The 2,314-nt window shown below is 34.2% G+C and carries 3 protein-coding genes; 1 reads left to right on the top strand and 2 read right to left on the bottom strand.

The features are described 5' to 3' along the window. Positions 1–1,274, bottom strand: a 1,274-nt coding sequence (locus AA81_RS06570; RefSeq protein ID WP_103898590.1) for an alkaline phosphatase family protein, incomplete at its 3' end; no start/stop codon positions are given. Positions 1,275–1,403: 129 nt separating this feature from the next. On the opposite strand from AA81_RS06570, the gene AA81_RS06565 reads away from it, so the two are divergent. Beyond that, the gene (locus tag AA81_RS06565) at positions 1,404–1,652 is read left to right on the top strand and encodes a CopG family transcriptional regulator (RefSeq protein ID WP_233187753.1); all 249 of its coding nucleotides are present in this window, start codon (positions 1,404–1,406) and stop codon (positions 1,650–1,652) included. 25 nt (positions 1,653–1,677) lie between these two features. On the opposite strand, the gene AA81_RS06560 is transcribed toward AA81_RS06565, so the two are convergent. Next, the coding region (locus tag AA81_RS06560; protein WP_103898589.1) for a fumarylacetoacetate hydrolase family protein at positions 1,678–2,314 on the bottom strand (637 nt) is incomplete at its 5' end.

Here is a 2,314-nt window from a genome sequence, read left to right as displayed (position 1 = left end):
ATTTTATTGCTGCTTATAAAAATACCGTGGCTGGCGTGATTGGCATCATCAGGACCAATGTCGTTGTTATGTGTGTAAATGCTTTCATTACCTATGGTACCTTGACATCTCCAAGATAGATCATCAAAGTAAACAATCAAATCGGGAGGAATATTATTTACCTTATTATAAATTTTTTGGGGTTCATACACGTTTGTATTCATCTCATTTCCATCTTCATTCTTAATGTCTTTCAGCTCTTGTATAAGCTTAGTTTTGAAATTATCTAATTCATTTTTTTCAATTACCCCTAAAGGTTCCCTTCCTTTTATGTTAAAAAATAGCTTGCCATGGTAGCCACCATTTCCCCATACCTTGGTTTTACTCCAATCTATCTTTCTTTCTTTTATCAATTTGTTTATAGAAACGGGCTTTTTTGGATACTCCTTTAAAACCAAATATCCTTTCTTAATGAGCCAATCGTTAATAGCTATGCCACCGTACATAGGTTTTATACCGTGATCTGATACTATTACAACGTCGAAATCGCCTTGAATACCACTCAAAAATTCTCCTATCTTATTGTCTAAATGAATGTAATAATCTCTAATAGCTGAATTAAATTTGCTTTTTATATGTTTGGGATGTTTTTTATCGTGCAAAGCCCAAAATCCATGGTGAATTCTGTCTGTCCCCATCTCAACCATTACAAACAAATCCCAGGGTTTGTTTTTTGCTAAATAATTCGCGATTTTAAAGTGATTATTAGTCATATCGTAGATATCTTTTAATAGTCTTTCTTTATCTTCGGTTCTAAAATCATTTACGTCAAAAATGAAATGCCCTGTATTGGCTAGTAATTCATTTTTTAAATGTTTTGGATAGGTATAATTAGATTCAAAAGAGGGCGTTAAAAATCCGGTAATCATGTGTCCTTTCAGGGGAGAAGGAGGGTAAGTCAATGGTACGCCTATCACGATGTTTTGCTTGCCTTTTTGTGTAAAAATATCCCACAATTTTTTATATTTCACGCTTTTGGAAGAAACCAACGAGAAAGAGTGATAATCATAATTTTGCCTATTTGTAAAGCCGTATATTCCAAGCTCACCAGGATCTTTACCTGTAAACATGCTCATCCAGGCTGGTACAGTTATTGGAGGAATAGTCGACTCTAATTCATTGTAAACTCCATTTTCCATAATTTTTTTTAAATTGGGTAAATCATCAAAAAACTCATCAAAGATTAAATTTGGTGAGGCACAATCTAATCCGATGATTACGATTTTTTTGTTCATTAAGCCACTCCTTTTAAAGAAGCTATACACAAATAATAACATAAAGATCTTTCAAAAAGAAAGACCTTTGATTAATCAAAAACGACGTGATATAATACAATTAAAAGGATCATTTGGAGCGTGACTTTCATGTCTGATAAGGTGACATTAAAAATACCAAAACCGTTGTATGATAAACTTAAATCCATAGTAGAAAACACTGGTTATTCCAGTGTTACAGAGTTTGTTGTGTTTGTGCTGAGAGATTTGGTATCTTCTGAGGAGATCCAGCAAACCAAAAAGAATAACAAATCAACTAACCAAATTGAAACATTGACTGAAGAGGAAATAAAGGCGATCAAAAAAAGATTGAAGAATTTGGGTTATATAGATGAGTGATATCAACTATTCATTGCATCTATAATCAGTGCATAGATGCATAGTTTCTAACATAATTTTCTAGTATCCCTATTTTCTCTATTGTAACTGCCACTTTATCTCCAACATTCATCGGTCCCACACCTGAGGGTGTGCCTGTAGCAATTACATCGCCCGGATTTAGGGTCATTATTTTTGATATGAAACTTACGAGTTTTTCCACAGAAAAGATCAATTGATTAGTATTTGAGTTTTGCTTGATTTGATCGTTGAGTAAAAGTTGGATATTTAGGTTACTTGGATCAATATCCGTTACAATTGTGGGACCAAAGGGCGCAAAAGTATCAAAGGATTTTGCTCGTGTCCACTGTCCATCTTTCTTCTGTAAGTCCCTGGCGGTAACATCGTTAAAACAAGTATACCCTAAGATATGTTTTTTTACGTGGTCTTCTTCTATGTCTTTGATTTTGTCTTTAATTATAACCGCAAGTTCTGCCTCATAATCTACTTGATTGCTCATTTTTGGGTATATAATACTTTCTTTTGGTCCAATCACAGCCGTTGACGGTTTTATGAAGAGAACCGGTTCTTCTGGGATTCTGTCCTTCATTTCTTCCGCATGATCTCGATAGTTTAAGCCAACACAAACGATTTTGCTAGGAGTACAAGGAGCCTTTAACGTA

The sequence above is a fragment of the Petrotoga halophila DSM 16923 genome (genome assembly GCF_002924615.1).
This window is presented reverse-complemented; position numbering and strand designations above follow the sequence as displayed.